21 protein-coding genes are annotated in these 24,901 nt (G+C 43.2%); 13 read left to right on the top strand and 8 right to left on the bottom strand.

The genetic code is table 11. The annotated features are described in order from the left end of the window. Positions 1 to 79: 79 nt before the first annotated feature. From glmS to CFE23_RS00915, 3 genes are read right to left on the bottom strand one after another with little or no spacing between them, the layout of a single operon-like run. Complete coding sequence (glmS, locus tag CFE23_RS00905; protein WP_291082628.1) at positions 80 to 1,924, bottom strand: glutamine--fructose-6-phosphate transaminase (isomerizing); 1,845 nt, start codon at positions 1,922 to 1,924, stop codon at positions 80 to 82. An 11-nt stretch (positions 1,925 to 1,935) separates the two neighbouring features. Then, positions 1,936 to 3,636: a DUF4270 domain-containing protein gene (locus CFE23_RS00910; protein WP_291082631.1), complete on the bottom strand. Its 1,701-nt coding sequence runs from the start codon at positions 3,634 to 3,636 to the stop codon at positions 1,936 to 1,938. Between the two features lie 15 nt (positions 3,637 to 3,651). Beyond that, positions 3,652 to 4,458, bottom strand: coding sequence for a glycogen/starch synthase (locus tag CFE23_RS00915; RefSeq protein ID WP_291082634.1), 807 nt, complete (start codon positions 4,456 to 4,458; stop codon positions 3,652 to 3,654). Between the two features lie 107 nt (positions 4,459 to 4,565). On the opposite strand from CFE23_RS00915, the gene panC reads away from it, so the two are divergent. The 6 genes from panC to CFE23_RS00945 are packed head-to-tail and all read left to right on the top strand — an operon-like array spanning position 4,566 to position 11,299. Next, positions 4,566 to 5,414, top strand: a complete 849-nt coding sequence (gene panC, locus CFE23_RS00920; RefSeq protein ID WP_291082636.1) for a pantoate--beta-alanine ligase — start codon at positions 4,566 to 4,568, stop codon at positions 5,412 to 5,414. Between the two features lie 13 nt (positions 5,415 to 5,427). Further along, a complete protein-coding gene (gene panD / locus CFE23_RS00925; RefSeq protein ID WP_291082639.1) occupies positions 5,428 to 5,778 on the top strand; it encodes an aspartate 1-decarboxylase in 351 nt (116 codons plus the stop codon). A 4-nt stretch (positions 5,779 to 5,782) separates the two neighbouring features. Then, positions 5,783 to 6,745 carry a lysylphosphatidylglycerol synthase transmembrane domain-containing protein gene (locus CFE23_RS00930; protein WP_291082642.1) on the top strand — a complete coding sequence of 321 codons (963 nt, stop codon included), beginning with the start codon at positions 5,783 to 5,785 and terminating at the stop codon, positions 6,743 to 6,745. A gap of 57 nt (positions 6,746 to 6,802) precedes the next feature. Continuing rightward, positions 6,803 to 7,957 carry an alpha/beta hydrolase-fold protein gene (locus CFE23_RS00935; protein ID WP_291082645.1) on the top strand — a complete coding sequence of 385 codons (1,155 nt, stop codon included), beginning with the start codon at positions 6,803 to 6,805 and terminating at the stop codon, positions 7,955 to 7,957. After that, positions 7,957 to 9,318 (top strand): DNA repair protein RadA, encoded by a 1,362-nt coding sequence (gene radA, locus CFE23_RS00940; protein ID WP_291082649.1) that lies wholly within the window; start codon positions 7,957 to 7,959, stop codon positions 9,316 to 9,318. Before CFE23_RS00935 ends, radA begins: the two co-directional genes overlap by 1 nt. A gap of 19 nt (positions 9,319 to 9,337) precedes the next feature. Then, a complete protein-coding gene (locus CFE23_RS00945) occupies positions 9,338 to 11,299 on the top strand; it encodes a biosynthetic peptidoglycan transglycosylase (RefSeq protein WP_291082652.1) in 1,962 nt (653 codons plus the stop codon). Here CFE23_RS00945 and CFE23_RS00950 read toward each other — a convergent pair. Further along, entirely contained in the window at positions 11,296 to 12,045 is a 750-nt protein-coding gene (locus CFE23_RS00950; protein ID WP_291082655.1) for a LytTR family DNA-binding domain-containing protein, read from the bottom strand. The two genes, CFE23_RS00945 and CFE23_RS00950, sit on opposite strands and share 4 nt — an antisense overlap. Continuing rightward, on the bottom strand, positions 12,042 to 13,868 hold the full coding sequence (locus tag CFE23_RS00955; protein WP_291082657.1) for a histidine kinase: 1,827 nt from the start codon (positions 13,866 to 13,868) through the stop codon (positions 12,042 to 12,044). Before CFE23_RS00955 ends, CFE23_RS00950 begins: the two co-directional genes overlap by 4 nt. 169 nt (positions 13,869 to 14,037) lie before the next feature. Here CFE23_RS00955 and CFE23_RS00960 point away from each other — a divergent pair, with 169 nt between their 5' ends. The 3 genes from CFE23_RS00960 to CFE23_RS00970 all read left to right on the top strand — a co-directional run bounded on the left by CFE23_RS00960 (position 14,038) and on the right by CFE23_RS00970 (position 18,330). Next, positions 14,038 to 15,192 carry a vWA domain-containing protein gene (locus tag CFE23_RS00960; RefSeq protein WP_291082660.1) on the top strand — a complete coding sequence of 385 codons (1,155 nt, stop codon included), beginning with the start codon at positions 14,038 to 14,040 and terminating at the stop codon, positions 15,190 to 15,192. Positions 15,193 to 15,257: 65 nt separating this feature from the next. Then, positions 15,258 to 16,871, top strand: coding sequence for a DUF4139 domain-containing protein (locus CFE23_RS00965; RefSeq protein ID WP_291082663.1), 1,614 nt, complete (start codon positions 15,258 to 15,260; stop codon positions 16,869 to 16,871). Positions 16,872 to 16,962: 91 nt separating this feature from the next. Beyond that, on the top strand, positions 16,963 to 18,330 hold the full coding sequence (locus tag CFE23_RS00970; RefSeq protein ID WP_291082666.1) for a PQQ-dependent sugar dehydrogenase: 1,368 nt from the start codon (positions 16,963 to 16,965) through the stop codon (positions 18,328 to 18,330). On the opposite strand, the gene CFE23_RS00975 is transcribed toward CFE23_RS00970, so the two are convergent. From CFE23_RS00975 to dinB, 3 genes are all read right to left on the bottom strand, one after another. After that, complete coding sequence (locus tag CFE23_RS00975) at positions 18,331 to 19,368, bottom strand: NADP(H)-dependent aldo-keto reductase (protein WP_291082669.1); 1,038 nt, start codon at positions 19,366 to 19,368, stop codon at positions 18,331 to 18,333. Between the two features lie 27 nt (positions 19,369 to 19,395). Beyond that, positions 19,396 to 19,911 (bottom strand): PAS domain-containing protein, encoded by a 516-nt coding sequence (locus tag CFE23_RS00980; protein WP_291082672.1) that lies wholly within the window; start codon positions 19,909 to 19,911, stop codon positions 19,396 to 19,398. Between the two features lie 80 nt (positions 19,912 to 19,991). After that, positions 19,992 to 21,074, bottom strand: a complete 1,083-nt coding sequence (gene dinB, locus CFE23_RS00985) for a DNA polymerase IV (protein ID WP_291082675.1) — start codon at positions 21,072 to 21,074, stop codon at positions 19,992 to 19,994. A gap of 84 nt (positions 21,075 to 21,158) precedes the next feature. Here dinB and CFE23_RS00990 point away from each other — a divergent pair, with 84 nt between their 5' ends. The 4 genes from CFE23_RS00990 to lepA all read left to right on the top strand — a co-directional run bounded on the left by CFE23_RS00990 (position 21,159) and on the right by lepA (position 24,830). Beyond that, on the top strand, positions 21,159 to 21,641 hold the full coding sequence (locus CFE23_RS00990; RefSeq protein WP_291082781.1) for a CYTH domain-containing protein: 483 nt from the start codon (positions 21,159 to 21,161) through the stop codon (positions 21,639 to 21,641). A gap of 45 nt (positions 21,642 to 21,686) precedes the next feature. Further along, positions 21,687 to 21,911: a CDGSH iron-sulfur domain-containing protein gene (locus CFE23_RS00995; protein ID WP_291082677.1), complete on the top strand. Its 225-nt coding sequence runs from the start codon at positions 21,687 to 21,689 to the stop codon at positions 21,909 to 21,911. 13 nt (positions 21,912 to 21,924) lie between these two features. Beyond that, on the top strand, positions 21,925 to 22,839 hold the full coding sequence (locus CFE23_RS01000) for a carboxylesterase family protein (protein WP_363331540.1): 915 nt from the start codon (positions 21,925 to 21,927) through the stop codon (positions 22,837 to 22,839). Between the two features lie 194 nt (positions 22,840 to 23,033). Then, positions 23,034 to 24,830 (top strand): translation elongation factor 4, encoded by a 1,797-nt coding sequence (gene lepA / locus CFE23_RS01005; protein WP_291082682.1) that lies wholly within the window; start codon positions 23,034 to 23,036, stop codon positions 24,828 to 24,830. Positions 24,831 to 24,901: the final 71 nt, after the last annotated feature.

Here is a 24,901-nt window from a genome sequence, read left to right on the forward strand (position 1 = left end):
ATGTAAAGTGAAAAATTTCAATAAAACAGAAAAAGCAGGCCCTTTAAGCCTGCTTTTTTATAATACATTTAAAAAATATTTATTCTACGGTCACCGATTTTGCCAAATTACGCGGTTGATCTACATTACAACCTCTCATGACCGCAATGTGATAGGAAAGCAACTGCAATGGTATTGTCGTTAGTAATGGCGACAACGCATCAGAAGTATCCGGAATCTCAATGACATAATCTGCGAGCTCACGAACCTGCGTATCCCCTTTGGTTACCACCGCAATAATTTTGCCGCTTCGGGACTTAATTTCCTGGATATTACTGACTACTTTGTCGTAGTGCCCTTGCTTCGGCGCAATTACAATGACCGGCATATACTCGTCAATCAACGCGATAGGGCCGTGCTTCATTTCTGCTGCAGGATAGCCTTCCGCATGGATATAGGAAATCTCTTTAAGTTTAAGCGCGCCTTCCAGAGCAACAGGGAAGTTATAGCCACGGCCCAGATAAAGGCAATTCGGTGCGTCTTTAAATTTCGCAGCAATTTCTTTAGCCTTGTCATTGGTTAATAATGCCTCTGCTACTTTTTCCGGGATAATTTCCAATTCCTGGAGGTACCTGTGGAAATCAGTATGTGACAACGTGCCTTTTGCCTTCGCAAGACGAAGTGCGATTAGCGTCAGGATCGTAATTTGCGTTGTGAATGCTTTTGTCGAAGCAACCCCAATTTCGGGCCCTGCGTGCGTATAGGCACCGGCGTGGGTTTCCCTTGAAATAGAGGAGCCGACCACATTACAAACACCAAACACAAATGCACCTTTTTCCTTTGACAATTTAATTGCCGCCAGCGTATCCGCGGTTTCACCCGATTGAGAGATCGCGATAACTACGTCAGATTTATTAATGATTGGATTCCTATAGCGGAACTCTGATGCATATTCTACTTCAACGGGAATCCGGGTAAATTCTTCAAGAATGTATTCTGCAACAAGACCCGCATGCCATGAAGTACCGCATGCGACAATCAAAATTCTTTCTGCGTTCAGGAATTTTTCAAGATTGTCCTCTATGCCCGCCATTTTGATAATGCCTTCATTGGCAAGAAGCCTGCCGCGATAGGTATCTTTAATTACATTAGGCTGCTCATAAATTTCTTTGAGCATAAAGTGGTCGTAGCCATCTTTCTCGATCTGCTCCAGGTTGAGCTGAAGTTCCTGTACATAAGGATCAACCAGCGTGTCATCTTTAATTTTCCTAACCTTTAACGGCTTGTGAAGCCGCACAATAGCCATTTCCTCATCCTCCAAATACACTGCGTTTGACGTATATTCGATGAAAGGAGATGCATCAGAGGCGATAAAGAATTCATTTTCGCCCACACCAATAGCCAACGGGCTTCCTAAACGCGCAGCAACAATTTCATCAGGATTCTGTTTGTCAAAAACCGCTATTGCATAGGCCCCAACCACTTGGTTTAATGCAACTTGTACCGCTTTTCCAAGCTTAAGATTTTCCTTTTTCTGAACTTCTTCAATCAAATTGACCAATACTTCTGTATCGGTATCCGATTTAAAGATATAACCCCTTTTAATGAGTTCTTTTTTTAATGGCTCATAATTTTCAATAATACCATTGTGGATAATCGCAAGATTACCTGAGTTGGATAGATGTGGATGGGAATTAATATCATTAGGCACACCATGTGTTGCCCAACGGGTATGTCCTATTCCTATAGTACCATTAGTAGTGATTTCCTTCGCCCTTTCCTCAAGATCGGATACTTTCCCTTTCGTCTTGGAAAGTTTCAGCGCGTCTCCATCAAAAAGCATAATTCCCGCACTATCATATCCTCTGTATTCCAGCCTTTTCAAGCCTTTAATAATTATAGGATAGGCTTCTCTGTATCCAATATATCCAACAATTCCACACATAATATTATCGATTAATTTGGTTTTGTATAATAAATTTCGAGTTTTAGTCTCTTATCATCTGCCACTGTAGGCGCACTTCCCCACAATACTGTTCCTAACGGATGCATTATGGATGCGGACGGCATCCTGTCCAACGTCGTTGCGTTACCAGTGAACGGTATTGGCAAAGTTATAGAATTTTTCAGTCTGGCGTTCGAAATAATGTTAATCGACTCTGTAACCGCAAGTCCGAGCCTAACGTTAGTTGAGTCATTTTTGATCAGGTTGCGCAAATGGTTTGTAATGCGAATCCTGTACTTTATACCACGCCCACCGTCAACGTCTTCGCGCTGTATAATTCCGTCATGCACTACTTTCCCTAGTTTTGTAAGGGTTGAATTAGTAGTTCCATCAGTCGCAAAATCAAGAAGCGGCCGTTTATTCGTTAAGTCAAACAGATACAATCTCTCCGGCTCCCGTGGCTTCACAACACTGGACGCTTCATCCGATTTCATACTTGCCCGATCAACATAAAATGTAAGATTGGCCTCATTGATCAGCCAATTTTGGTTCCGCATGGTCTCTAGTTCATCCGCAACACCGTTTGAATCGTTATCAGGCCCAAACAAATCAATAACTGCCAGGGACCCCTGACCTCCTTTTACGTACAACCTTTCATCACCCAATGTAGTATTCGCAGCGTTCAGCGCGTTTGCATAAGCGGCCTCGTCGGTGTGTTGCTGTAGGCTAATCGTGTTGCCGACCAGATTAAGAATGAATTTCTTGGAAACCCGAATAGTACTGTCAGCTGTATTCGCTTTGTTACGGATTATCTTATCTTCTTTGTAAGCCATTGTAACGGTTCCTTTCTTGAAATTCATCATCGCAAGTGCAGTTCCGTCATCAGAAGCATCATCTTCTATCTGAAAATACAAACCGCGAAAATAATCCCTGAAAGTGGCGTTATTTGAAAGTTTTTCTGAAGACGCATCCACTAATTTTTTCTTGAAAAAAAACCTGTTCAGCCTAAGCCTCATCGCCGGGGCACTTCTTGAAACAACAGGATCTTCTCCCGGCTCAGTGGTTGTTGTAATAATTTCCTTTTCACTAAAAGAAAAAGCCGTGTTTTGTGATATTGCCGTGCTGTCATTCAATGCGCGGCCATTTAAGTCATAATTACCCGAAGCATCAATCCTCTTTTTAAAATTATCAATATTTGGATCATCATTATAGAATTTCTGAGCTTCATCGAACCCTGTTGTTGGGTCCAGGTCATTCAGGTAATATCCATTCTCAAAAACCCTGAGGTCCATTTTGCCACTACCGTAAATGGAATCCAACGTATAGGTTCCGGAACCATCCGTAGCAGTCGCCGTCTTTTTGGAAAAATAAGGAATAGAAAGAAAAACACTATCCACAGCGACATTATTGCCAAATTTAACACCAACATTTGTAACGTCCATTTCGAGCTGTGTTACAAACGATGCTTTTGTAATTCCAAACGTTGGATTTTTATAAATCCCCAACGGATTCACTTCAAGATTATTGGATTGGACCACACCCGTCGCCTTATCATATGCGACAACGGTAGCGCCAGTATATTTTTCAAATCCGAAGTGGTCCTCACCAATTACATCGGAGCCAATATCATTATAATCCTTATCGCAGGAAACAAAAAAAACAGCTGTAACAGACAGGGCAAAAAAAGACTTTATTAATGTTTTGTAATTCATGGGTATAAAAATAATTTATAGAACTTTAGTTTTGTAAAAATCGGTGTAAACCGCTGCGAATTTATCTTTCGGGGCGAAAGGTAAAAAAGGTTTTCCCGACGATTCTATAAATTTTGTTAAACTTGGGGATACGGTTTCAGACGCAATAATTACGGCGTCCGAGTGGTTAATTGATGCCTTAAGAATGTTCTCGTAAGTTGGAATTTCAAGGTCTGTAATAGCCTCACCCGGAATGTTATCAAATTTCACTTTGTTGATCATCTCCGCGTTCAGTGTTCCATCAAACTGTTGGGTATAAACGGAGGTCACTATTTTTGTATGTGCAAACAGCGCTTCGTCTTTATAGTAATGCTTCATGTAAATAGGCAGCATGGCGGCAAGCCAACCGTGCACATGGATAATATCAGGAACCCAATTCAGTTTCTTAACTGTTTCAACGACCCCTTTTGCGAAAAAAATCGCCCGTTCATCATTATCCGGATACATTACCCCTTCCTCGTCTGCAAACGTCGCCTTCCTCTTAAAATACTCGTCGTTATCTATGAAATAAACCTGAATTCTCTCTTTAGGGATCGACGCCACTTTGATAATAAGCGGCATATCAAGATCGTTGACTACCAGATTCATTCCGGAAAGCCTGATTACTTCATGGAGTTGATGCCTGCGTTCATTAATATTGCCATATCTCGGCATGAAAATCCTGATCTGTCCACCCTGATCGTTAATCATTTTTGGAACATCATAGGACATTGAAGAAACTTCATTTTCCGCCAAATAAGGCACCACTTCAGATGATACAAATAATATCCTCTTATCCTCCATATAATTCTACACTTTATGTATTGCCGATAAAAAACAGGCAAAAGTACAAAATTTTATGGATTTATTGGGCAAAATCTTAAGTTTGCAAATTATTAATACAACTACCCATGGTCATTTTTGAACGCCAGTCCGATCTAAAATCGCATCTCGAATCCATCGTGACTGCAAAAACAACGGTGGGTTTTGTACCAACCATGGGAGCGCTGCATGCGGGACACCTTTCGCTTATTGAACAGTCTTTGACAGATAACGACATTACCGTGATGAGCATTTTTGTCAACCCAACACAGTTTAACAATCCAGACGACCTCAAAAAATATCCCAGAACACTGGAAAAAGATGTCGAAAAAATCAAAACCGTCAGCGATGCAGTAATCATCTATGCGCCTACCGTCGACGACATCTACAATGGCAAAACCGAATCAGAATCGTTTAATTTCGACGGGTTGGAAAATCAAATGGAAGGGCGCCACCGGCCAGGTCATTTTGACGGCGTGGGAACCATTGTCAAAAGGCTGTTCGAAATCGTGAAACCCACCAATTCTTATTTTGGCGAAAAGGACTTTCAGCAACTACAAATCGTGAAAAAGCTGGTTTCAAAATACCAAATCCCCGTCCGCATAATCGGAAGACCCATCTTTCGGGAGCCGAATGGGCTGGCCATGAGTTCTAGAAATGAGCGCCTTACACCTGAAGAAAAGCAAAAAGCCGCTGTCATTTTCAGTACGTTACAACACGCCAAAAAAATGTTTGGCACGAAAAGTGTAAACGAAGTTGCAAAATATGTTGACAAATTATTTCAAAAGCAAAAAGATTTCAAGCTGGAATATTTCGAAATTGCTGACGAATCGACCTTATTACCAATAATCCGTAAGAGCAAAAACAAAAAATACCGTGCTTTTATAGCAGTTTTTGTTAACGATATTCGTTTAATTGACACGATTTCATTTAATTAATTACTTTTGCGCCATGCAAATCCAAGTTGTAAAATCAAAAATCCACCGCGTCAGTGTTACTGGCGCCGACCTGAATTATATCGGCAGCATCACCATCGATGAAGCTTTGATGGACGCCGCCAATATTATTGAAGGTGAAAAAGTTTCCATCGTGAACATCAACAACGGCGAGCGCCTGGAAACCTATGCCATCAAAGGAAACCGAAACAGTGGCGAAATCACGCTTAACGGTCCCGCTGCAAGAAAAGTCCAGAAGGGCGACATAATTATCATTATTTCCTACGGAATCCTGGATTTTGAAGAAGCAAAATCTTTTACACCTTCGCTGGTTTTTCCCAATGAGAAAGACAACTCCTTAACGTAGGCGTGTGAAAAGTCGCCTTACAAAATGGCTTTCAATTACATTGCCTCTGCTATTGGGAGTAATCCTGATTGTCTACACCTATGATAAATTTACCGCAGCGCAATTAAAGGAAATCAAAACCCATTTTCGTCGTGCGGATTATTTCTACATCATCATTTCACTGATTATTTCCACTTTGGGTTGTGCGTCCAGAGCGTATCGCTGGAAATTTTCATTGGAACACATGGGTTATAAAAGTTCGTTTGCAAACAACTTTATGGCCATCTCCGTGGGATATCTAATGAATTTGTCCATCCCGCGTTCAGGGGAATTCTCCAGGGCACTGCTTATTAAAAAATATGATAATATCCCTTTCGATAAAGGCTTTGGAAGCATCGTTGCGGAACGAATTGTTGATTCGATTGTGTTGCTTTTTTTGATGATTCTCACGGTCTTTGTTCAATTTGAAGCTGTGAAGAAATTTGTATTGGATAAAATCCCATTACAGCAAACAATCTGGTTGCTCGCCATCGGCACATTATTAACCATCATCGCACTATTGCTTTATTTTTACTCGAAAATGAATTTCATCCTGACACTGAAAGCCAAAGTGTCCGGTTTAAAGGAAGGAATGCTCAGTGTGGTGAAAATGAAGAAAAAGTGGCCTTATATTTTTCATACCCTGTTTATCTGGGTAAGCTATATCGCGATGTTTTACATCACGATCTTCACATTGACTGAAACCAGCGATATTGGTGTAGGCGCTGTACTTTCCTCTTTTCTCGTGGGCAGTATCACAATTGCTGTAACCAGCAGTGGATTTGGCACTTACCCAGTGTTGATGTCAAAAATCCTGCTCTTTTATGGAATAACTGAAACCGTAGGCAACGCGTTTGGGTGGATTGTCTGGATTTCCCAGATTTTACTCGTTGTAATCACCGGAGTAATCTCAATTTTCCTACTCCCCATCCTGAATAGAAAAAAATAATTTCTTAACTTCCCCGACTGTTTCAAAAGATTCATTGAATTTTACCATCGGCGGACTATGAAAAAAATTATTATTCTACTTGCTTTCCTCCTTTGCATGCCTGCTTTCTCTCAAAGAAGCCGTGACACTATTTTTTCGGAAAAGCTAAACATGGACCGCGAATTTACCGTTTCGCTTCCGTTATCATACAGCAAAAATAAGGACCGTAAATATCCGCTATTGCTTTTGTTGGATGGCGAATATCTGCTGGATGCTTATGATGGCGCGCTGGCCTACGGAAATTATTGGGACGACCTTCCGGAAGTCATTATTGTCGCCGTTAACCAAAACAGCGGCCAGCAAAAGGAAAGAAACGCCGATTCAGTAATGGACGAAGAGGGATTGCCCACCGAATCTGGCGCCGCATTCTTTGATTTTATAGGGACAGAATTGCTTCCGGCTGTTGAAAAAAAATACAGGCTTTCACCATTCCGAATTATCGGCGGGCACGACGTTACGGCAGGATTTCTGAACCTATTTTTGTATAAAGAAAACCCACTTTTTAACGCTTACATCTGTTTCAGCCCGGAATTTGGTGAACAAATGATGGAGCGCATTCCCGTAATGCTGCAAACAACCAAAAAGCCAATTTTTTATTACCTGGCAAGTGGTGACGGTGACTTGAAAAAAAACCTGGCGAGCATGCGTACATTAGATCAAAACATCAAAACCATTCTTCATCCGAATGTCTATTATGAGTACGACGAATTTAAAGGCGCATCACATTACTCGCTCGTATTGTACGGCATTCCAAACTCACTATACCATATCTTCGGGCAATACCAGCCTATATCAACGGCAGAATTTCAGGAGAAAATCGTAAAAATGGAAAAAGGATACGTCGATTATCTCGTAAAAAAATATGAAATTATCGAAAAGTCTTATGGGATGAAAATGCCAATCCGTTTGGGTGATTTCAAAGCCATCGAAGCCGCAATTATCAAAAACAATGCGTTTGAGGAATTCGAAAAATTAGCAGGACTTGCTAAAAAAAGTTACCCAAAATCAATGCTCTCCCAATATGAGATGGGCATGTTTTATGAAAAAACAGGCGATACTAAAAAGGCAGCGAAAGCATATCAGAACGCTTACCTTATGGACGAAATCGGGGACCTCACCAAAGACATGATGCTCGAGAAAGCAGATGAATTAAAAAAAGGAGGAAGTAAATAATGTCGAAAATTAAGACGTCTTTTTTTTGCCAGAACTGCGGCGCACAATATTCGAAATGGCAGGGGCAATGCAACTCCTGTAAACAATGGAATACTATCGTTGAAGAGGTAATCCAGAAAGAAGAAAAGATGTCGTGGAAAAGCCAGGACAATTCCACAAAAAAAGCTGCCAAACCATTAAAGATCGACGAAATTGATTCTTCGCAGGAAATCCGTATGGACAGTCGGGATGGTGAACTTAACCGCGTACTGGGTGGCGGTATCGTTCCTGGCTCATTGATTTTATTGGGCGGCGAGCCGGGTATCGGTAAAAGCACACTACTACTTCAGATTTCACTGAAACTTCCTTTTAAAACGCTGTATGTTTCAGGGGAGGAAAGCCAGAAACAGATTAAGATGCGTGCTGAACGGATTACCAAGGCCCCAAACAACTGTTACATCTTAACCGAAACCAAAACACAGCATATCTTCCGCCAGATCGAAGAAATCGAACCGGAAGTGGTCATCATAGACTCTATACAAACACTGCATACCGATTACATCGAGGCATCGCCCGGCAGCATTTCTCAAATCCGCGAATGTACCGCCGAGCTCATTAAATTTGCAAAAGAGTCGAATGTGCCGGTAATCCTTATTGGCCACATCACGAAGGACGGCAGCATTGCAGGGCCGAAGATATTGGAACACATGGTCGACACGGTATTGCAGTTTGAAGGCGACCGAAATCATGTGTACCGCATACTAAGATCGCTTAAAAACCGTTTTGGCTCAACCGCCGAACTGGGCATATATGAAATGCAGGGCAGCGGATTGCGCGAAGTTTCAAACCCATCTGAAATCCTGATTTCCCCAAAAAGCGAAGAATTGTCGGGGACGGCCATTGCGTCGACGCTAGAAGGCATGCGCCCTTTGATGATAGAAATTCAGGCTTTGGTGAGCACTGCGGTATATGGAACACCACAAAGAAGCACGACGGGATACAATGCCAAGAGGCTGAACATGATTTTGGCTGTGCTTGAAAAACGCGCAGGATTCAGGTTGGGTACGAAGGACGTCTTCCTGAATGTCACCGGAGGAATTACCGTCGACGACCCGGCAATTGATCTTGCCGTTGTTGCGGCAATCCTCTCATCAAACGAGGATATTCCTGTCGGTAGGGATTTTTGCTTCGCCGCCGAGGTGGGGCTCTCAGGCGAAATCCGACCGGTTAACCGCATAGAACAACGCATACAGGAGGCAGAAAAGTTAGGATTTTCTACGATCTTTGTGTCAAAGCACAACAAAATTTCGGCGAAGAATTTCGGCATAAAAGTGATGATGGTAGGCCGCATCGAAGAAGTCGCCGGAGATTTATTCGGCTAAAATATTATCAAATTACCCTATGAGAACCGGAAAGCAGAAAATATACTTAGCCCTGAAAATCATCGCAGTCTTTTTTGTGATGATCGTTGTCGGTTTTTTTATTTTCAGGAATACACTGTTGGAGAAAGCCATTGCAAGGGTTTCCAATAAAATGGACCGGGAATACAACAGCACTTTTAAAGTTAGGAACGCCGCCTTTGAAGGTTTTTCAGGAATCAGGATGGAAGAGGTTTCTTTAGTGCCAAAAAATGCCGACACGCTGTTAAATATCAAAAAGGTAAGAACCAGTGTGAATTTCTGGAAACTTATGTTCGGCGAGGTACAGCTTGGCACGCTGGAACTGCATGATGGATTTGTACAATTGGTCAAACGGGGCGAAACAAAAAACTTCGACGCCTTCCTTAAAAAGAAAAGTGAAAACGACCTGCCCAGTGAAAAACGCGATTATGCCGAATGGGCTTACCGCCTGATATCTCAAGGCTTGAACCTGATTCCGACAGACATGCAACTGACAAATCTCGCGTTCCGACTCAATGATAATGGTAAAACAGCCAATATCCTATTCAGTAAACTCAGTCTGGCTGACAAGCAACTCGAAACCTCGATTAATGTCCGCACAACAAATTTTTCGCAAAACTGGCGGCTGGCAGGTTTTGCAGACCCGAGACACAATAAAGCGGATATTCGGTTTTTCAACATCGATACCGGCGCCATAAAAATACCTTACCTCGATGAACGTTATCACTTCAAATCCAGTTTTGATTCCATCAGGGTAAAAGTCGATGACATTGATATGGACGGTGACGAACTACATGTTGACGGATTTGCGTCCATTGCCAATCTTAAAATCAACCACCGGCGTATTGCCAGTAAAGATGTTACGATTAAAAACGCACGTTTTGACTATCGGTTCCTGCTCGGCGAAAATTTCATATCGATTGACAGCGCGTCGACTGTCAGCCTGAACAAACTGAAATTTCATCCGTATGTGTCTTATGATACCGAATCCGATACGGTTTATAAATTGAAAGTAAACATCCCGAAAATGAAAGCACAGGACTTCATCTCTTCCCTTCCGGACGGATTGTTTTCACATTTACAAGGGATGGAAGCCGAAGGGAACTTCAGTTACAATCTTGATTTTATGTTTAACAAAAATAAACCGGGCGCGTTGGTTTTCGACAGCAAACTCGAAAAGGAAGGGCTTAAAATCCTTAAGTATGGCGACGCAAACCTGAGTAAACTCAATGGGGAATTTATATATCATGCCATCGAAAACGGCAGGGAACAGCGCGGCATCCTTGTTGGGCCCGGAAATCCCAATTACACACCGTTAAGCCAGATTTCGCCTTACCTGCGTAAATCAGTACTCACTACGGAAGACCCTTCGTTTTTTTCGCATCGGGGATTCATCAGCGAAGCGTTTAAGCAATCAATTATCAAGAACATCAGGACCAAAAAATTCTCGCGGGGCGCCAGTACCATCAGTATGCAGTTGATTAAGAACGTGTTCCTGACGCGGGAAAAAACACTGTCGCGAAAACTAGAGGAAATATTGTTGGTGTACACTCTTGAAAACAACCGCATTTCGAGCAAAGAGCGCATGCTGGAAGTGTATTTTAATATCATCGAATGGGGTCCGAACGTGTACGGCATTGGAGAAGCGAGCCGTTTTTATTTCCAGAAAAGCCCTTCAGAATTGTCGTTGAATGAATGCCTGTACCTCGCGACAATTATCCCAAGTCCGAAACATTTTATGTGGCAGTTTGATGGTGACGGAAATCTGAAATCGTATGCCAAAAAGAACCAAACAAACCTCACAAACCTGATGCTGCGCCGTGGTGTGCTCATTGCGGAAGATACATTGTACAAATCGCTTCCCGTACTGATATCCGGCCCTGCCAAAAGCTTCATCAGGCTGAAAGTCAAAGATACTACCGTTGTTGACTCTTTGAGAATTGACGAAGAATTTGAATTTTAGCGGAAGTGCTTCAGGAAATCTTCCTTATACGTTGGTGATACCTCTACTTCAGTGCCGTCCTGCAATGTGAGTGAGCCTCCCTTGTTGTAAGATTTCACAAAATTAAGATTGATGATGTGTGATTTGTGCACGCGTAAAAATGGAAGCGGAAGAATATCGGAGAAGTGTTTTAAAAACCTACAGACCATCTTCTTATGCCCATTCGCCAGAAACAAATCAGTGAAATTCCCATTGCCGCGCAGCCTGACAATGTCCTCCATCTTTACGACTTCAAACCCTTCCGAAGTGGGTAAAATAACCTGCTGCTTTTCTGCTTTTGGTTCACGAAAATTTTCGAGGATGATTTTATTTCGGTTAAAGATCTCCTGGTTCTGGATTTGTTGTTGCACTTTATTTACCGCGATAATCAGTTCTTCGATGCTAATGGGTTTTAAGAGATAATACGCAGCACTTTGGTTCAGGGCCTTTAAGGAATATTCTGAAAACGCGGTAACAAAGATCGTCTCAAATTGAAGGTCTTTACAGGCCTCGAGTACATCAAACGCATTTCCGAAAGGCATTTCGACATCCAAAAAAACCAGGCTCGGCTGTAAATCGTGCAGCAAAGGTACCGCTTCCCTGATATTTTGCGCCTCACCGACAATCGCTACCTGCGGGCAATATTTCCCGATGTAATTTCGCAGGACTTCACGCGCTGCGGCTTCATCCTCTACAATTACTGCAGTTATTTTTTGAAATGTCATCATATTTTGTGCGTTAACGGAAATGTGATGGTTACAACGGTACCCGTTTCCGGCGGTGTTTTTTCAGCGATCGAAAAAGCGATTTCTTTTTTATACAAATCATTCAACAGTGCAATGCGCTCTTTGGTGTTGGTTATTCCACGTGACTGGTGGATTTTCTGATTGGCCGTTTTCAGCGCCGCACTTCGCTCAAGTCCAATTCCATTGTCCTCGATCCGGACAATAATTTTCCTTTGCTCCAATGTAAACGAGAGGGTTAAAAAGCCTTTGGATTCAATATATCTCAAACCGTGCCATATCGCATTTTCGAGATGGGGCTGGATAATCATGTTGGGGATTAACGACTGCTCCGCGTCAATTTCATCATCCACTATAATGTTGTATGTAAACTGATCGGGAAAACGCAGGTGTTCCAGGTCGAGGTATTTTGTGAGCTGCTCGATTTCGTTGCTCAACGAAACAAAATCCTTATTGGAATTCTCCATCATATTGCGCATCAGCACCGAATAAGAGGACAGGTATTTATTGGCTTCCAACTCATTGTTCTGCGAGATAAACTGGTTCACGCTGTTCAGGCTGTTGAATATAAAATGTGGGTTCATTTCACGGCGAAGCGACTGTAGCGCGATTTCCTTGTTCTTGATTTTAATCGAATACAATGCTTTGGCAATCAAACCGACAAATAACAGCAACAATAACATCGAACCTATCAGAAAATAATTGAACGTATTTTTCTTCGCAATCAATTCGTCTTTGAGCCCTTTTTCCTTCTCAAGCTGCCGGATTCTCTCTTCGGTAACCTGAAATGTCTTCGCATCAACAAGCGAACTGTCAGCGCGCACCAACGCGTCAAAATTCTTGAAAAAGCCTTCGTACAAAGCGAGACTTTCCTGATTATTCCCAACTGATTTGTAATATTCCAATAACTTTGAAAGGCTTGCTTTAGCGTCGTTGGTACGGCCGTTTTTAGCCGCAATTTGATACGCTTCTTTCAATAAATCGACCGCCTTTTCGGATTGACTATTTTTAAAGTAAACATTTGACAGCAATGACAATTGCCTGATTTCGTTATCACTATCTTTATTTTTCCGGGCATCGTCCAATAGTTTTCCGTGAATTTCAATGGCTTTGTCAAACTGTTTGCCCGACGTGTACACTTTCGCTATTTCGTTCTTGATCTTGATCACCTCATCAGGCCTGTCCTTGCTGTAAGTGATGGCTTTTTCATAGCTTTCGATTGCGCCGACGGCATTGTTCGTCCTAACGTTTAATTCTGCATTCTGGATGTATGCGTCAGCAGCTTCCTCTTTATTTGCCGATTTGTCCGCCAATGAAATGTTAGAGCGGCTGTAGCTTTCCTGAGCCTGGGGATTGCCCGCGTTCTCTAAGCGCTTAAAGTCATTGGAATTCATTTGTTCAAGCAATTTGTTATCCGTTGTCGCAGCCGCCTTTTTATAATTAGTGACCGCCGGGCCGAATTTCTTCTGATTTTCCTGCACTTTAGCAATACTGCGGCGGAGCCTTGCGAGATCTTCCGTCTGGTCCGATTTGGTATACAGGATCGCCTTTTTTAGGTATTCTTCCGCCTTTGCATAGTCTTCTTTTTTAATGAACGTTTCCGCCAATGCTTCATAGTTCCTGGCGATGCGCTGCTGGTCATTTTTTTCAAAGGAGTCCTTGAGTTCCCTGGCGACCGAATTCGTCTTTGACTTTACTTTCTTTTCTTCAGGCGGCTGTAACTTTTTTACGGTATCCTGCGGTCGTACTGATGCCGGGATGAGCAGCAATAGCAGCAATGAATAAAAGGTGTGCCTGAGATGGGACATTCGCATAGTGTATTTTTCGGAATGTAAAGTAACTTAATTCCTTACGTTTTTCCTATCGCTTTCACCAAGTCAAACCGTTGTTTCACCCATTGTTCAAAAATCGATTTCAGGATGTGGATAATTTTGGTTCCGGAATAAAGATCAAACCGTTTAACCAAAATTACTTCTTATGAAAACACCGATCACACTTACCGCAATCCTGCTCGCAACTTCTTTATCTTTCGCAGGCTGTAAAAACAACGACGGAGATAAACCTGTCATGGCACGGCATGCCAAAACTGAAAATACAAAAATTCAGGTGGCACTATTGCTCGACACTTCCAACAGCATGGACGGGCTCATCGAACAGGCCAAATCGCGACTCTGGAACATCGTAAATACGCTGACTACGTTGAAATATTCCGGAAAGACGCCGGATATTGAAATCAGTCTTTATGAATACGGCAACGACGGCCTTTCTGCTGAGGCCAATTACATCCGCCAGGTGACGCCATTGACGTCTGACTTAGATTTAATTTCTGAAAAACTGTTCTCGCTCCGTACCAATGGCGGCTCGGAATACTGTGGCGCAGTCATACAGGATGCCACCAAAAAACTGCAGTGGGCGACTGAAAAATCTAATATGAAACTCCTTTACATCGCCGGAAATGAGCCATTTGACCAGGGACGTATAAGCTACAAAGAAAGTATTAGCGACGCGTTGAAAAATGATATTTATGTGAATACCATTTTTTGCGGAAATGCTTTAGAAGGCATCAACACCCATTGGAAAGACGGCGCCGAAAAAGGAAATGGCAAATACTTTAATATCGATTCGGATGCCAAAGTGCGTTATGTTGTCACACCTTACGACGACAGGATCTACAAATGCAATGAGCGTCTCAACAGCACCTATGTCGGCTATGGATCGATTGGTAAAGAGAAAAAAATGGCTCAGGAAATCCAGGACAGAAATGCCGAAACGGTTTCGAAAGCAAATTACACGGAGCGTGCCGTGAGCAAATCCAAATCGGTTTACACGAACAAAAACTGGGATTTGGTCGATAAAGTCAAAAGTGACGACAAAGCGCTTTCCCGTATGAAAAAAGAAGAGCTTCCGAAAGAATTACAGGGTAAAACGACGGAGGAAATCAAGGCGTTTGTAGCCGAAAAAACCAAAGAGCGCGAAGCGATTCAGTCTGAAATGACGGCATTGGCCAAACAGCGCCAGGCATTTATTGACGACGAACTCAGGAATTCCAAAACGCAGGACGATCTGGGCCAGGCCATCACCACGTCCATTGCCGAATTAGCCAGGGCAAAAGGCTACACTATCGAAAAATAATCCGTTTCTTTCCCAACCAATTTCCTATTGTGATACTCATGAATAAATACGCTAAAACTTACATTATGAAAAATCTTCCCTTTCTGCTGCTTCTGATCGGAAGCATGGCTTTCGCCCAAAAACCAATATTTGTAACTGCAAAGACCAAAGCAGCAACAGTCTACTTCGCCGGAGCTGAATTATCCCAATCAACCTCAGCGACTTTGCCGAAAGGTACGAGTGAGATTATTGTGAAAAATGTCGCTGACTATCTTAACGAAGGTTCCATACAAATTGGTGCGCCGTCGACGGTAACCGTATTATCGGTTCAATTTACCAACAACTATATCAGTGAATATGAGGTTGACGAGAATTCTACTGAAGTCAAAAAAGTGCGCGATAGCATTCAATTGGTATCAAAAGAAGTCAATCGGCTTACAAACGCCCTGAATTCAGAAGCCAAAACACTGGAACTACTGGACAAAAACCAACAGGTTTCCGGAACCAATACAGGTTTAAATCTCGCAGAACTCGCTAAAGTTGTGGAATATTATAAGGCCAAACGAACAGAGATCAGCAACAACTATGATGTGCTTGAAGAGAAAATTAAAAAGCTCAACGACCTCATCGCTAAGTTAAACACCAAGCTCGAGGTCAACACTAAAAATGAGGAGAAGATTTCCAAGGGAAAATTGATTTTGCAGGTGATGAATGAAGTGGCCGGAAATGTCGACTTTGATCTCAATTACCTTACAGGCAGCGCCTCATGGCAGCCGTTTTACGACTTACGGGCGAATAGCATTATTGAGCCGATCCAGATGATGTATAAAGCGCGCGTCACCCAAACCACCGGCATTGATTGGAAGAAAGTAAAATTGACGTTGTCAAGTGGCAACCCCACGCAAAACAACCAGGCGCCTTTATTACAGGCTTGGTTCTTAAATTATGGTGTTTTTGAAAATGACATGTTTAAAGAAACGAAAGATGAGCGGATGGTGAATACAATACAAGGCCAGGCACCGGGATTAAGCGTCGGCTACGCGAAAACCAAGTCAGCAAGCATGACAAACTACACCACCATCAATGAAAACCAGCTCAACATTTCTTTCGACATTGACATACCTTATGACATCCTGTCGAACGGCAAAGCACACAGTGTTGCGTTAAAGGAAATCCAGCTGCCAGCTTCGTACAAATATTACAGCGTTCCAAAAATAGAGAAAGAGGCCTTCTTGCTCGCCGAAATCAGTGATTATTCCAAATACAATCTGCTGCCTGGTGAAGCAAACATTATTTTTGAAGGTCTGTACGTTGGGAAAACCTCCATCAACCCGAACCAAACTGCGGATACTTTAAACCTCAGCATGGGCCGTGATAAGAAAATCAGCATCAAAAGGGAGAAAATCATCGACAAATCAGAAACCAGGTTCCTGTCGTCTAAAAAAGAGCAGACTTTCACCTATGACATCACCATCCGCAACAATAAAAAAGAAACCGCAAACATCATGGTGAAAGACCAATATCCGTTGAGTCCTGACAAAGAAATAGAAATCGAGCTAAAGGAGAGCGACGGCGCTAAAGTCAACACCGAAACCGGCATCCTGACCTGGCAGCTGAACCTGAAACCGAATGAAACAAAGAAGCTGCGGATCAGCTATAAAGTGAAATACCCGAAAGACAAACGGATTGATAATTTATAATTGTTTTTAAAACCTCATAAGCTTATGAGGTTTTTTTTTGCTTAAAAAATTCCTACTTTTACGATGACACAACCTACTTAAATTATTCGCTATGAAATATTTATACTTTTTTACCGCCTTCATTTCTACGTTTGCGGCGGCCCAAACCATTGGGACACAATTATTCGCGACGGGTTTCAATTCACCTGTAGAAATCGTACATGCCGGAGACAGCAGATTATTTGTCGTACAACAAACCGGCACCATCCGAATCCTGAATGCAAACCAGACCATCAATCCGTCACCATTCCTGAACATCTCTTCACTCATCAGCACAGGTGGTGAGCGCGGGCTTTTAGGGCTGGCGTTTCATCCCAATTATGCCACGAATGGTTTTTTCTATGTGAACTATACCAATACCTCCGGCAACACCGTCATTGCGCGGTATTCAGTGAGTGACGCGAATGCCAATGTGGCTAATCAAGCAAGCGCGACGATATTGCTTACCATTCCGCAGCCGTTTTCAAACCACAACGGCGGTACGTTGCGATTTGGCCCTGACGGATACCTTTACATTGGAATGGGCGACGGGGGAAGCGGCGGCGATCCCGGAAACCGTGCGCAAAATAAAAATGAATTGTTGGGTAAAATGCTCCGGCTCGATGTCGATGGGGGAACCCCATATGGTATTCCGGGCACTAATCCTTATGTCGGGATTGATGGCGCAGACGAAATTTGGTCCATTGGCGTGCGGAATCCATGGAAATTCTCGTTTGACACAACCGACGGAAATCTGTGGATCGCAGATGTCGGCCAGGAAAATGTCGAAGAAATAAACAAAGTGGCTGCCGGCGATGGCGGCTACAATTTTGGATGGCGTTGTTATGAAGGCAACAGTGCTTTCGATACTTCCGGTTGCGCGGCGCAGAATACATTGACTTTCCCATTTGCCATCTACTCGTCTGCTACTGGTAGCGGCAATTGTTCGGTAACCGGCGGCTACGTATATCGTGGTACCACTTATCCGAATTTTGTCGGGAAATATTTCTTTACAGATTACTGTTCCGATAAAATTGGTATGGTGGATGGCGCAGGCACCGTTACTTTTTCAAGTGTCCAGCCTGGCGGTAGCTTTACCACATTTGGGGTGAATGCTGCAAACGATTTGTTTATTGCCTCGTCAGCAAATGGCGTAATTTATAAAGTAATAGACACGTCGTTAAGCATTCCCGACAATGAAAAGACAGCCTTTAATGTGTATCCTAACCCGGCTTCCAACGTGTTTAACATCCGTTCCGCGGGCGGCGCTTTCCCGGTTGCGTTATCGGTTTTTGATCTGAGCGGCAAACAATTGTTGCAGCAGGACATTAGCGGTGAAAGTGAGCAAATTGATATCAGCAACCTGCAAGCTGGTGTCTATCTGGTCAATACCGAAGATCATCTTGGGATAAAATCGACAACGCGATTGTTGGTAGATTAATTACGGTGCAGGGTTTGGAAATTGCCGGTGCATGCTGTCAATTTCCTCGAAGATTGCCGGACTTAAATTCAGGGCGTGTGCCTCAATATTTTCCTTAAGCTGTTCCAAAGACGTCGCGCCAATAATAGTGCTCGTCACAAAGGGTTGTGCCCGCACAAATGCCAATGCCAACTGTGAAGGAATCATGCCATGTTCCTCAGCGAGTTTCACATAAAGCGCGGCTGCTTTTCGGGCTTCGTCGGAATTGTACCTGGTGAAATTGGGGAACAGGTTGAGCCGCGCCTCTGGGCTTATCCGGCCTTTTCCGTATTTTCCGGTAAGAATTCCGAAACCAAGTGGTGAGTACGCCAATAATCCAACTTTTTCACGGTACAAAACTTCCGCCAACCCAACTTCGAGCGACCGGTTTACCAAAGAATAAGGATTTTGGACCGTTATGGCTTTTGGCAGGTTGTGTTTTTTACTTTCTTCGAGGAAACGCATCAATCCCCACGGGGTCTCATTGGAAATTCCAAAATGCCTGATTTTTCCCTGCTGGATCAAATGCTGACAGGTTTCCAATATCTCAAACGTGTTGTCTTCCCATAGATCATTCTGGATTGTGAATCCCAATTGCCCAAACATGTTGGATTTACGCTCAGGCCAATGCAGCTGGTATAAATCAATGTAATCCGTTTGAAGACGCTTCAGGCTTTTCTCGACAGAAGAGACAATGGTTTGTGGCGTGTAGCGCAAATCTTCACGGATATAGGGCAACCCGCGATTCGCACCAGCGATTTTCGAAGCGAGCACAATTTGATCTCTTTTTCCCGATGATTTAATCCAGGTCCCAATGATTTTTTCTGTGGAACCGTAATTTTCTTCAATTGCAGGTACGGGGTACATTTCCGCCGTGTCTATAAAATTGATTCCCTGTTCGAGAGCAAAGTCAATTTGGGCGTGTCCTTCTTTTTCAGTATTCTGCCTCCCAAATGTCATTGTTCCAAGGCAAAGTGTACTGACCTTCACGGCAGTTTCGGGCAAAAAGGTATATTTCATAGTAAGATTTGGACGGTAGAGAAGCGATTAGGCTACGTTCTCAAAAGCGATAAAATGGGAAAGGACTCCTTTTGAATTAAATATCGGGAAACTCCTGACTTTGCAGTCATAAGGCGTTCCATCTTTGCGATAATTGACGATAATCCCCTCAAACGGCTTTAGGTTTGCAACAGCTTCGCGAATAGTGGCTTTTGTATTCCCAGAAGTGCCTTCACCCTGAAGCATCTTTGGGCTTTGGCCGATTAATTCCTTTGCTTCATAACCCGTCATGGCCACGACATTAGAGGTAGAGAATACAATCCTGACATTTGGGTCGGTCACCACAATTGTCGTATCATGTTCAATGTCGCGCAATTCACCAAAATCAAAAACCCAGCGGTTCTTGTCCGCAAGAGACTTCAATTGGTGTAAATCGGATTCCGTCGCATTAGTTTGTTGTAAATGAAATGCGAAAATATCCCAACTAACTAATGGGAGCCTGGGCTGTTTCCTGCTTTCAGAAAACTGCGCCGCGATTTCATCATATGCTTTTAGTTCAACCATTCCGTACAATATTTAAACAAAAGTAAATTTATATTCCGTATTACAATTTAAAAAAAAAATCTTTAACGCTTGTTCAACGCTCAAAAATCAAACCTAAGCTGCACAACAACTGCTTTTTTGACTTCTGTATTCAAGTTATTGAGCGAAATTCCCAACAGCCGTACCGAATCTTTCATGCGCTCTTGATACAATAACTCTTTCGCCGTGTCAAACAACAATGACTTATCAGAAATGAAATACGGCAGTGTTTTGCTCCTTGTTTGCAAGGAAAAATCGCTGTATTTGATTTTCAAAGTAACGGTTTTTCCTGCAATATTGTAGCGCCTCAGTCGCCTTTCCAATTCTGCTGCTATCGTTTCAAGCTTTTCCTCCATAAAAATCTCTGAAGTCAGGTTTTCATTGAACGTATGCTCTGTTGCCACAGATTTTGCAACGCGTTCCGGTTTGACTTCGCTATTGTGGATGCCGCGCACAATATGGTAATAATATCCTCCGGACTTTCCAAAATGCTTCTCAAGAAATTCCAGCGGCTTTTGTTTTAAATCCAGTCCGGTAAAAATCCCCAACTGATACATTTTATCACGTGTAACCTTGCCAACGCCATAAAATTTCCCAATCGGAAGTGCCTCGAGAAAAGGGATGACTTCACTCGGCGTGACCGTTTTCTGTCCATTTGGCTTGTTGTAGTCGGAGGCTACTTTAGCAATAAATTTATTTATGGAGATTCCTGCCGATGCCGTAAGTCCCAGTTCATCGTAAATCCTCCTGCGGATTTCCTGTGCGATTAAAGTTGCGCTCGGATTGCCCTTTTTGTTTTGGGTGACATCGAGATAGGCTTCGTCAAGTGATAATGGCTCTACCAGATCGGTGTAGTCAAGGAAAATCTTACGGATCTTCTGAGAAATTTCCTTGTATCGGTCAAACCGTGGCCGCACGAAGATCAGTTCCGGACAGTATTTTTTGGCCAAAACGCCGCTTAGCGCACTTCGCACACCGAATTTACGCGCTTCGTAACTCGCCGCCGAAACCACGCCGCGGTGTTCGCTCCCTCCCACGGCAAGCGGCTTTCCACGGAGCTCAGGATTATCCAGCTGTTCCACAGACGCATAGAAGGCATCCATATCAACATGAATAATTTTGCGCGCTGTATTGAAATCCGCCATGGCACAAATTTAGGCACGTTTTGAAAAAAAGAGAACGTCTACAATCAAAAAATAGTGATACATTTGAAAGAAAGTACACTTACAATGATTGAAATTGAGCGCAAGTTTCTCGTAACCTCTGACGATTTCAAGGCTTCGGCTTCGGCTAAAAACCACATTGCCCAGGGCTATCTGAATTCCCATCCGGAACGCACGGTACGAATCCGAATCAAAGGTGAAATCGGGTTTCTGACCATAAAAGGGAAAGGAAACGAAAGCGGGACTACCCGGCTGGAATGGGAAACTGAATTGTCGTTGATGGATGCTAAACCGCTATTGGCATTATGTGAAAAAGGCATCATTGACAAAACCCGGTACGAAATCCCTGTGGGCAAGCACACTTTCGAAGTTGATGAATTTCACGGCGAAAATGAAGGGCTGCTGATTGCAGAGATAGAGCTGAAGGACGAAAATGAAGCCTTCGAAAAACCGTCCTGGCTTGGTATGGAAGTGACTGGAAACAAGCAATATTACAACGCATATTTAAGCAACCATCCGTATTCCGAGTGGAAAACAAACCAGGAATAACATTTACTATAGTCTCCTTAAACTAAAAACTTTAAAAAATTTAACATGGGTAAAACAAAATTAACGATCAACAACAACGGTTCTGTTAAAATAGAAGGCGATTTTGAAATCGTCGATAAAGACGGCAACGTATACGGACTGCAGGGACGAACAACGTTAAGCATCTGCCGTTGCGGCTTGTCTGCCAATAAGCCTTTTTGCGATGGATCACACCGCAACCATTTTGAACACGAAGCCAAAGCATTTGACCTGCCGCCAATGAAATCGTAATGTAACCCGGATGATGAAAAATGCGCTCCTTGCCCTTAGCTGTTTTTTGTGCTTTCAGGCGTCCGCCCAAAGAATGCAGACGATTACCTATTTTCAAAACGACACGTTAAAACTCGACCTCGATTTATTCCTGCCTGAAAAAATGCCTGACACAAAGTTGCCATTGCTGCTGTTTGTTCATGGTGGCGGCTTTTCGATTGGTAAAAAAGAAGATGGGCAGCCCATTTGCAAATACCTCGCGCAAAATGGAATTGCCGCAGCGTCAATCAGTTATACGCTCTACATGAAAGGTAAAAAATTCAGCTGCGACGGCGTGCTGGCAGAGAAAGTAAAAGCGTTTCAATATGGCGCCAATGATCTTTGGCTTGCGACCTCTTTTTTCTTATCAAATAAAAGCAAATACAATATTGACATAGAAAAAATTTTCATCGCCGGTTCAAGTGCGGGCGGCGAAACGGTATTGCATGCATCGCATTGGAATCGCGAGTTGATGAAAATGTACGACGTAAAACTACCGGATAATTTTAGGTATGCAGGATTGGTTTCCGGCGCGGGTGCGATTATGGACATCAATCTAATCAATAAAAATACCTTAATCCCGATGATGCTTTTTCACGGCAACGGGGATACGACGGTTCCTTATGCTACTGCCGCGCACCACTATTGCCCGACAAACGCAAGCGGATGGCTGATGTTATTCGGGTCATTTTCCATTTACAATTATGCGAAAGACCTCAATGGAAACGTATCGCTCTTTACTTTTTGTGGTGGCGGACATGAATACAGCGGAACGCTTTTCGAAAAAGACCAATACCTGATCCTCGATTTTATAAATAATGTGATTGCCGGGAAAAAGTTCCAGTCGCATACCATCATACCGACAGGAAAAAAGACTGAAAAGTCTGCGGTTTATGGATTTTGTGACTGATTCCTTCTGGTTGTGGGCAAAAGCTGTGAAATCCCGAAACTTTAGATTATATTTGCCGACTGGCGAAAGGCGTTCCAAAAGAACCATAAAACGTCATGATACAAGGCATTGCGTGAGGGATTGAAGCAAGGTGCCGTGCACCGCGAAAAGCCCGACCCGAAGGGGCACGCCCAAAAAAAGAACGAAAAGAGAACATGAAAAATATCAGGAATTTTTGCATTATTGCACACATTGACCACGGGAAAAGCACATTGGCTGACCGGCTTTTAGGTGCCACACAAACTGTGACTGCTCGCGAGGAAAAAGCGCAGCTACTGGACAATATGGACCTGGAACGCGAACGCGGGATTACCATCAAGAGCCACGCGATCCAGATGGAATATACCTATAAAGGTGAACAATACATCCTGAACCTGATTGATACGCCGGGCCACGTTGACTTTTCTTATGAGGTTTCCCGTTCTATTGCGGCCTGTGAAGGTGCGCTTTTGATTGTTGATGCCGCACAGAGCATCCAGGCGCAGACGATTTCAAATTTATACCTTGCCCTGGAAAATGACCTGGAAATTATCCCGGTATTGAATAAAGTCGACCTTCCAAGTGCAAATCCCGAGGAAGTGAGCGACGATATCATTGACTTGCTGGGTTGTAAACTCGAAGATATTATCCACGCCTCCGGAAAAACCGGCTTTGGCGTAGAAAACATATTGGCGGCTATTATCGAAAAGATCCCGGCGCCTAAAGGTGACCCGACGGAACCCTTACAGGCACTGATTTTTGACTCAGTATACAATCCGTTTCGCGGTATTGAGGTTATTTTCCGCGTGAAAAACGGCGAAATCAAAAAAGGCCAGAAAATCAAGTTCATGGCAACCGGAAACGAATATTTTGCGGATGAAATCGGCACTTTGAAACTAAATCAGGTTCCGAAACAAGTGATTTCCGCAGGCGATGTGGGTTACCTGATTTCAGGAATTAAGGAAGCGAAAGAAGTGAAAGTGGGCGATACCCTAACCGATGCCAAGACGCCAACCACCAATATGATTACGGGTTTTGAGGATGTAAAACCGATGGTTTTCGCCGGAATTTACCCCGTTGACACAGAAGATTACGAAGAATTGCGCAACTCAATGGAAAAGTTGCAGCTTAACGATGCTTCACTGGTATTCCAGGCGGAGAGTTCTGCGGCCTTAGGCTTCGGTTTCCGTTGCGGATTCCTGGGTATGCTTCACATGGAAATCATCCAGGAAAGGCTCGAGCGCGAGTTTGACATGACGGTAATTACTACGGTACCCAACGTGTCATACAATGCCTTTAGCAAGAAAGACCCGGAAACGGCAATTATTGTAAACAACCCGTCCGATCTTCCGGAGCCATCAAGGCTGGACCGTGTGGAAGAACCCTACATCAAGGCCACGATCATCACGAAATCGGATTTTGTAGGCAACGTAATGTCTTTGTGTATTGAGAAACGTGGTGTGATTACCAACCAAACGTATTTAACTACAGAAAGAGTCGAATTGAATTTCGATATGCCACTCGCGGAAATCGTATTTGATTTTTACGACCGATTGAAAACCGTTTCAAAAGGGTATGCGTCGTTTGACTACCATCCCATTGGAATGCGGACATCAAACCTGGTAAAAGTGGACGTTTTATTGAATGCCAATCCGGTGGATGCGCTTTCCGCGTTGATTCATGCCGATAATGCATACCATATTGGAAAAAAAATGACGGAGAAGCTGAAGGAACTGATTCCGCGCCAGCAATTTGACATTCCAATCCAGGCAGCGATTGGCGCCAAGATTATCGCGCGTGAAACCGTAAAAGCGTTGAGAAAAGACGTTACCGCCAAATGTTACGGTGGGGATATTTCACGTAAGCGTAAACTGCTCGAAAAACAGAAAAAAGGAAAGAAACGCATGCGCCAGGTGGGGAATGTAGAAATTCCGCAGGAAGCGTTTATGGCGGTGTTGAAGTTGAATGATTAGACGACGTTTATTCTAAATTATAAATTTTGAATTATAAATGAAGACCCTGATAGCGAGATTGTTGTCGGGGT

The organism is Flavobacterium sp. BFFFF1 (assembly GCF_002256285.1).
In the GTDB taxonomy this organism is placed as follows: domain Bacteria; phylum Bacteroidota; class Bacteroidia; order Flavobacteriales; family Flavobacteriaceae; genus Flavobacterium.